General features: G+C 47.3%; 8 protein-coding genes and 4 tRNA genes. All 12 read left to right on the forward strand.

The window, feature by feature from the left end; all coding sequences use genetic code 11:
* The first annotated feature begins 140 nt into the window (after positions 1-140).
* The 12 genes from IKW96_RS12425 (at position 141) to IKW96_RS12480 (ending at position 7,185) form a co-directional block, all read left to right on the forward strand.
* Positions 141-524, forward strand: a complete 384-nt coding sequence (locus IKW96_RS12425; RefSeq protein WP_296575340.1) for a GntR family transcriptional regulator — start codon at positions 141-143, stop codon at positions 522-524.
* Positions 517-1,395 carry an ABC transporter ATP-binding protein gene (locus IKW96_RS12430; RefSeq protein ID WP_296575343.1) on the forward strand — a complete coding sequence of 293 codons (879 nt, stop codon included), beginning with the start codon at positions 517-519 and terminating at the stop codon, positions 1,393-1,395. The genes IKW96_RS12425 and IKW96_RS12430 overlap by 8 nt, the downstream gene beginning before the upstream one ends.
* Positions 1,396-2,151: an ABC-2 transporter permease gene (locus IKW96_RS12435; protein WP_296575346.1), complete on the forward strand. Its 756-nt coding sequence runs from the start codon at positions 1,396-1,398 to the stop codon at positions 2,149-2,151.
* Positions 2,151-2,882, forward strand: coding sequence for an ABC-2 transporter permease (locus IKW96_RS12440; RefSeq protein WP_296575349.1), 732 nt, complete (start codon positions 2,151-2,153; stop codon positions 2,880-2,882). The genes IKW96_RS12435 and IKW96_RS12440 overlap by 1 nt, the downstream gene beginning before the upstream one ends.
* On the forward strand, positions 2,872-3,735 hold the full coding sequence (locus IKW96_RS12445; protein WP_296575353.1) for a type II CAAX endopeptidase family protein: 864 nt from the start codon (positions 2,872-2,874) through the stop codon (positions 3,733-3,735). The genes IKW96_RS12440 and IKW96_RS12445 overlap by 11 nt, the downstream gene beginning before the upstream one ends.
* Positions 3,736-3,939: 204 nt before the next feature.
* Positions 3,940-4,015: transfer RNA gene (locus IKW96_RS12450), tRNA-Val, on the forward strand.
* A 5-nt stretch (positions 4,016-4,020) separates the two neighbouring features.
* A tRNA-Asp gene (locus IKW96_RS12455) sits at positions 4,021-4,097 on the forward strand.
* Positions 4,098-4,100: 3 nt separating this feature from the next.
* Positions 4,101-4,176, forward strand: a tRNA-Phe gene (locus IKW96_RS12460).
* A gap of 30 nt (positions 4,177-4,206) precedes the next feature.
* Positions 4,207-4,282 (forward strand) — tRNA-Gly (locus IKW96_RS12465).
* A gap of 113 nt (positions 4,283-4,395) precedes the next feature.
* Positions 4,396-5,016 (forward strand): hypothetical protein, encoded by a 621-nt coding sequence (locus tag IKW96_RS12470; RefSeq protein WP_296575356.1) that lies wholly within the window; start codon positions 4,396-4,398, stop codon positions 5,014-5,016.
* A 137-nt stretch (positions 5,017-5,153) separates the two neighbouring features.
* On the forward strand, positions 5,154-6,065 hold the full coding sequence (locus IKW96_RS12475) for an NYN domain-containing protein (RefSeq protein WP_296575359.1): 912 nt from the start codon (positions 5,154-5,156) through the stop codon (positions 6,063-6,065).
* A gap of 1 nt (position 6,066) precedes the next feature.
* Positions 6,067-7,185 carry a transglutaminase domain-containing protein gene (locus tag IKW96_RS12480; RefSeq protein ID WP_296575362.1) on the forward strand — a complete coding sequence of 373 codons (1,119 nt, stop codon included), beginning with the start codon at positions 6,067-6,069 and terminating at the stop codon, positions 7,183-7,185.
* Positions 7,186-7,574 lie beyond the last annotated feature (389 nt).

Consider the following 7,574-nt stretch of genomic DNA (forward strand, 5'->3'; position numbering starts at 1 on the left):
AAACGGCATTTCCAACTGATCACTATGCGCTGAAAACTGATCACAAAAATTTGTTTCAAAAATTTTTTGCAATGGTATTGACAAGTGTGTATATAAATGCTATAATGTGTATAACGTATATATACATTATGAGGTGAACTATGGATATTATTATCAGTAACTCATCAGGTGAGCCTATCTATCAGCAGATTTCTTCTCAGATAAAGGGGCTTATCCTCAACGGTACGCTGAAAGCAGGGGACGCTCTGCCTTCCATGCGTACACTTGCACAGCAGCTCCGCATAAGCGTTATCACTACGAAACGCGCCTATGAGGACCTCGAAAGAGATGGTTTCATCGAATCGTATACAGGCAAGGGCAGCTTTGTCAAGGGGCAGAACACCGAGCTTCTGCGCGAGGAGTACCTGCGTCAGACCGAAGCTCTGCTCTCTCAGGTATGCGATAAAGCAAGACAGTGCGAGCTGAGCCTTGACGAGCTCAAGGAAATGCTCGAGCTGATTTACGGAGGGGCAGAAAATGAATGAATATGAAAATGCTATAGAGATAAAGGGACTTACCAAGAAATATGACGGCTTTACGCTGGACAATGTGAGCTTTAATGTGCCTAAGGGCGGTATCATGGGATTTATCGGTCAGAACGGCGCAGGAAAGACCACTACTATCAACGCTATGCTGAATATCGTCAGAAAGGACGAGGGCGAGATAAAGCTCCTCGGACTTGACAGCGAAAAGGACGAATATGAGGCAAAAAAGCAGATAGCTGCCGTTTTTGACGAGCTTCCCTTTGATGACAGGCTCAACGCTATAGCTATGGACAAAATACTCCGCGAGATATTCGAGGAGTGGAGCACCGATACCTTTTTCGGCTATATGGACCGCTTTGCGCTGCCGAGAAGGAAGAAGTTCGGCAAGTTCTCAAAGGGTATGAAGATGAAGCTGCAAATCGCGGCTGCGCTGTCGCATAATGCGAAACTGCTCATCATGGACGAGTCGACAACGGGTCTCGACCCGGTCGTGCGTAACGAGATACTGGATATTTTCCTCGAATATCTGCAAAACGAGGAGAATACTATCCTCATGTCCTCACATATAACCTCGGACCTTGACAAAATTGCCGACTGCGTTACATTCATCGACAAGGGAAAGGTGCTTGTAAGCGGCTACAAGGACGATATCCTTGACAGCCACGGCATACTCAAATGCACTAAGGACGACTATAAGGACATAGCTCCCGAGGATATCGTGAGCGCCCGTCTTTCGGATTTCGGCGCGGAGATAATGGTGTCCGACAGGGCTGAGTGCAGCCGTAAATACTCGGGAGCGGTCATAGACCCTGCAACTCTCGAGGACATAATGATATATTATGTAAACCGCGGCAAAAAGGAGTGGAGATAAATGAAAGGTCTTATTTACCGTGAGTTTTATCTTATCCGCAAAACGCTTATACTTACTCTGCTTGTTTATTTCGTTTTTGTTGCCATGATGTCGCTGGTGTGCATAAGCACCTATGCAGGCAACCTCAGAGGAGTGAAGGGCGTGATAGAAGCCTTTTATCCGCAGGCGTACTTCTATGCGGCGTGTATCGCCCTGGTCGGTATGGGCTACGGAAATAACGATGTCATTCAGAAGGACTATCAGTCACGCTGGCAGCTCTATACCTATACTCTGCCTGTAAGCGACAAAAAGATAATCGCTTCAAAGTTCATAGTGCGCGGTATATTGCTGCTTGCAGGTCTTGTGCTTGCAATTTTGGCAGAGGTGATAATAGCTGCTGCGGCGAAAATGCCCGTAAGTACGGATCATATCAAGAATATCCTTATCATCGGAGCTCTTATGACTGTTGGCTTTTCGGAGATACCTCTCATGCTGCGCTTTAAGAATCAGAACAAGACAGCGATTATCATACTGCTCGCCTTTGCGCCGATTCTGGCGGCTATGTTTTACTTCGGCTGGAAATTCGTGAAGTTCTGTATGGCTGAAGCAACAAGGCTTTACGGAGAGGCGACAGACGAGACTATGGCGAAGGTATTTGCGCCCTATTTTGAAAAAGCACGGAATATAGGATTTATCGTCGCTCCCTTCTTTGTGGTCGGCATACTGGCGCTGTTCTATGTGTGGGCGCTGAAGGAGTACAGAAGGAGGCGTTACTGATGACAGGATATCTTTATAAGGAATTCAAGCTCAATATTCGCCTTGTACTTCTTTTTCTTCTGACATATCTGTTCTTTTCTGCATGCCCGATCTTTGCGGTAGTAATATCGAAAGATGAGGATACTATCGGACAAACGCTGACAATGATACTGGGAGTGTTCTGCATTTTTACGTTTATTACTGCAGGCTGCATACAGAGCGGAGTTTTCAACGGCGACGACAGAAGGAAGTGGGCTTACTTCGTGACCTCGACACCCTCGGGGATAAAGGGATATATGGGCGCAAAGTACCTGTTCACAATGCTGTTCTGTATGTTTGTCGTGACTCTCGAAACGCTGAAATTGTCACTTGCTGAGCAGATATTGGGACAATCGAGCGGACTTTCCGTGCTTATTATGGCGATGTTCTATGTGCAGCTCCTTATGAGAGCCGTGGAGTATCCGCTGATAGTGCGCTTCGGGGTGAAGATGGGAAGTATGGTGAAGATAACGGCGGTATGCGTTATCATACTTGCCGGTATAATCTATGCGCTTTTCGGCGACACCTCGGCATTTGCAAGCATGGATACCTTCTGGGAAAGAATGTTTGCCTTTGTGGGAGATCCGGACAAGTTGAAAAAGCTGCTGCTGTGGACAGGCATATGCACACTTGCTGTACTGCCGCTGTACTATATTTCCTACAGGATATCCGTGAAGCTGTATCTGAAAGGAGCTGAGAACTATGCCAAGTAAGAAGAAAACCATACTTCGTATACTTATATACCTTGTACTGGCTTTTGCTCCTGCTTTTGCAATAGAGCTGATATTCTCGGACAAGCAGGGAGGCGTGACCAACGCATTCTGGGGTGCTACATTAATGCTCTATCCTGCTATAGCCTCCATTATCACGAGGCTTGTGACGAAAGAGGGTTTCCGTGACGCGATGCTGGGCTTCGGCAGAAGAGGCAGCGCCAAATACTACGCGGCGGCTGTTCTTTATCCGCTGGTGCTTCCTTTCGTGGGGGCGGCGATTCTTCACCTGTTCATCGTGAAGAACGGAAGTGTCTCCGACAGCGCTTTCGGCAGCGACGTCGTAATGGGGGTCGCTTCACTGCTGATAGGCCTTGCCTCAGGCATTGCAACGCTGTTCCATGGTCTCGGCGAGGAGCTTGGCTGGAGAGGTTATCTCACGCCGAAGCTTGAACAGCTCATGCCCACACCTGCGGCGATAGTCGTTACTGGTATCATATGGGCGCTGTGGCACGGACCTCTCCTTGCCTATGGCTACAACTTCGGCAGGGACTATGACTTTTTCCCTTACGGCGGCTTCATTGCCATGACAGTTATGTGCATATCCTGGTCGGCGCTTCTGACATGGCTCACAAAGCGGACGGGCTCGGTATATCCTGCGGCGCTGTGCCATATGCTGATCGATACTGTAGCGGTATTCCTGCTCTTTGCATATAATGCAGAGGGGGAGTACTTTGAGTTCGCGGTTCCCGAGTTCTGGGTGAAGATACTTGCGCTGTTCCCGATGATAATCGCAAGCGGAGCTGTCTGCATGTTGCTCATATGCAAAAAGAACAAACAGGGGACAAAAGCATAACGGGTAAATATAAAATGGGGTAAACAATGTTATTTTAAAATTGGCAGCTTCGGCTGCCAATTTTTTATGCCGCAGAACGGCTGTATTCTGCGGTTTCTGAAATAAAATGAAAAAATCTCAAAAAAATTTTCAAAAAATGCTTGACAAACCTGAGATACTGTGATATAATTATTTTCGTCGCCGAGGATACGGCGTCTGCGAAGTGGGGGTTTAGCTCAGCTGGGAGAGCATCTGCCTTACAAGCAGAGGGTCACAGGTTCGAGCCCTGTAGTCCCCACCACACATGGCCTCGTAGTTCAGTTGGTTAGAACGCCTGCCTGTCACGCAGGAGGTCGACAGTTCGAATCTGTTCGGGGTCGCCATGCGCTTCTGTAGCTCAGTCGGTAGAGCAGGGGACTGAAAATCCCCGTGTCGTTGGTTCGATTCCGACCGGAAGCACCATATAGAACGCTTCCGCGTTCTATATATAATGCGGATTTAGCTCATCTGGTAGAGCGCCACCTTGCCAAGGTGGAGGTAGCGAGTTCGAGCCTCGTAATCCGCTCCATAGTGGCGGGGGAATACTCTCGTCATTACATGAATCCCGAAGCAATGGTTTCGGGATTTTTTATTTAGAAGATCGGTAATACAGTTAAGTTTCAGCTAAGATCGGAGATTGTTATGGGCAGGAAGTATAAAGAAAGTGCCTCAAAGGTGAAAAAAGAATTCAGGAATATGAAGATCCTGAAATTTATAGGCGTCGTAAAGTGGCTGCTTATCGTCCTTGCAGTGCTCTGCTGTGTGGTGATACGACTGTTCTACTGGTACGACAAGCCCGGTAAATTCTATTCCTTCGGGGATATAACTCAGGTAATAATCGCAAATATAGCGCTTCTGGCGCTTATACCCATAGTCTGCCTGAGCGCTCTGCTGTTCCTCGTTCAGAAGCTCTCGAAGGGCGGACAGGGAAAGGTAATAGTTATATGTACGGCTCTCCTCGTGTTCCTGTGCGGCGGAGCTCTCGGCTATGTGGCTTATACCAACAGGAACGCTATCGAGTTCATGCATTTGCAGGAGTTCCGTACTCCCGACAATAAGCATACTCTCTATTATGTCACCTCAAAGGGAGAGCGCAAGCGCGTTATCTTCCGCAGAACAGGCAAATATGAGTACGAAAAAACTGCTTCCTTCGACACTGTGGGCAAAAAGAAGGATTACTTCCCTGATTACAGCTGGGGAGAGGAAAGCTTTTCCGACGGCATAAACGAGTATCAGTATTCGTCATATGAGGAAGAAAACTAACAGAATAATTATTAAAATTCCGCACAAAGAGAATGTTACGTCTTTGTGCGGAATTACTATATACAAAACTAAGTATAAATGATATAATAAAAGTACTATCTGCCGCTGCGGCGGCATGAAACTACAGGAGTGAGAAAATGGAAAAGGAAATGAGGTACGCCGTTCTTATTGACGCGGATAACGTTGCGGCAAAGTATACCAGGTACATTCTTGACGAGGTCTCAAACTACGGAGTCGTTACTTACAAAAGAGTATACGGGGACTGGACGAGACCAAACCTTGCAGGCTGGAAAAGCATGGCTCTTGACAATGCTATCACGCCTGTGCAGCAGTACAGCTATACAACAGGAAAGAACGCTACGGACTCCGCTATGATAATCGACGCTATGGATATCCTCTATTCCCATAACGTTGACGGCTTCTGTATAGTTTCCAGTGACAGTGATTTTACGAGACTTGCCATTCGTCTACGTGAGTCGGGTATGCACGTTATAGGCATGGGAGAGCAGAAGACGCCGAAACCGTTCAGTACCGCCTGCAATGCTTTCAAGTACCTCGAAATACTCGCAGATGAGGATATCCAGGGCACTGTAGAGAGCGAAAAGCTGGAGATGAAGACTCTTGAATCGGCTATCGTCCGCATAATCACGGAAAATGCAAACCTCAGGGACGAGATAAATATAGGCGAGCTGGGCAGCAGACTTCTCAACCGCTACCCTGATTTCGACGTGAGAAACTACGGATATTCCAAGTTTTCGCAGTTCCTCAAGGAGTTCGACGGACTCAGCTTCCGTCAGGAGGGCAGCAGCATACTCGTTTCGCAGAAGACCAGCATGACCGACCTTGAGCGTATCGAGAGCACCCTTGAAGCGATAGTCCGCTCAAACGGCAACAAGGGCTATAATCTCGGCGAACTGAAAAAGCAGCTCTGCGCCAAGATACCCGAATTTGACGTAAAGACCTACGGCTATTCCAAATTCAGCAAATTCGTGGAAAATCAGCCGTCATTCAAAATAAAGAACAACACTGTTATGATATCGGAGAACTGATTTGAAGAAAAAAGTGATATTGGCACTGCTCGTATTTGCCTGTGCGCTGTTTGCAACGGTTGCGCTGAATTACGGGCTTACATCGGGCGTGATGCACAATTATCCCGATGCGGAGTACCTCACAGCCGAGGAAGCTGCTGTAAGACCTGTGTACGGTCAGCTCGGCGTAAAGGAACAAGCGCTGTATACGGCGCTGTACCGCGGTATTGACGAAAAAAATGAAATAATACCGCTCCCGTTCGAGGTCAAGGGCGACGATTATTCAAAGGTCTTCCGCATACTCGAAAAGCAGGAGGGAGAGTTCTTTTACCTCGATTCCGTGTACTATACGGCAAAAAAAGTGCGCGAGGCGAAAATGGCGTACAAGGCTGAGCTTGACACCGAGCTCAGGAGAGGCGAACTCGACAGCGCGGTCCAGAAGGCAGTAAACGGCGGCAGAGATATACGCGGCGGCTACTACGTCGCTACATATATAAGCAATTATATCATAAACCATTGCAGGTATGTCGTAGGCGATGACGGAGGATATGCTTCAACGGCTTACGGCTGTCTCGTCGAGGGCGAAGCCAACTGCGAGGGCTATTCCAAGGCGTTCAATCTGCTTGCTGCAAAAATGGGACTGGAAAGTCAGGTCATAACGGGAACTACCGACAAGGGCGAGAACCATGCGTGGAATCAGGTCAAGATCGGCGTAGAATGGTACAATATCGACGTAACATGGGAAGATACCGATGTTGCGGGCGAGATACGCACGGAGTATTTTCTGCGCCCCGACAAAGTGTTCTATCGCTCGCATATAGCCGATGATGACCTCTTCAAGCCCTGGGAGTGTACCAGAGACGACTGGAACGTCTATAAATCAGGCGGACACCACGCGGAAAATCTCGAACAGGCGCTTCAGATCGTGAAAGACGCGCTGAGTTCCGGCAATAATACCATAGATGTGGAGCTTTCCGACCTTGATACATATGAGAAGTTCAGATATGTAATGTCCACAGAGGAAAGGGTGCTTCCTATCATGGAGGAAGCGGGCGTTTCCACGGACGGAACTATTGTGATAAAATTCAGAGAAAACATTGATGAGCTCTGCATTACGGTGATAATTGACAGAGAAGAGTAAAAATAGACACATTTCGGTTTGAAATGATAATCAAGCTTGTAGATTATTCCGTGTTGACATTGGCACGGCGGCGTGATATAATAATAAAGTCGCCGCGAGAGAGCGCGGAAAACAGTGAGTCTGCGGGAGCAGCATGGGATACGCGGTCAAATGCGACAACAAAAAAATCTCAGAAAATTTTCAAAAAGGTATTGACAAAGAAAAGTTTCTGTGATATAATATTAAAGCTGTCTCAAAAGGGGCAGAACAAACAGCATCTTGAAAATTGAACAATGCGAAGAAAAGTAACGACCCTTGAGATTCCTTTTTGAAGCTGGAAACAGTGGAGAGAAGAGAAGGTCAAGAAAAGACTGAAAAATAACACGAAAGTAATAACGCAAGCGTTATGA

Source organism: Ruminococcus sp. (assembly GCF_017549005.1).
Lineage (GTDB): Bacteria > Bacillota > Clostridia > Oscillospirales > Ruminococcaceae > Ruminococcus.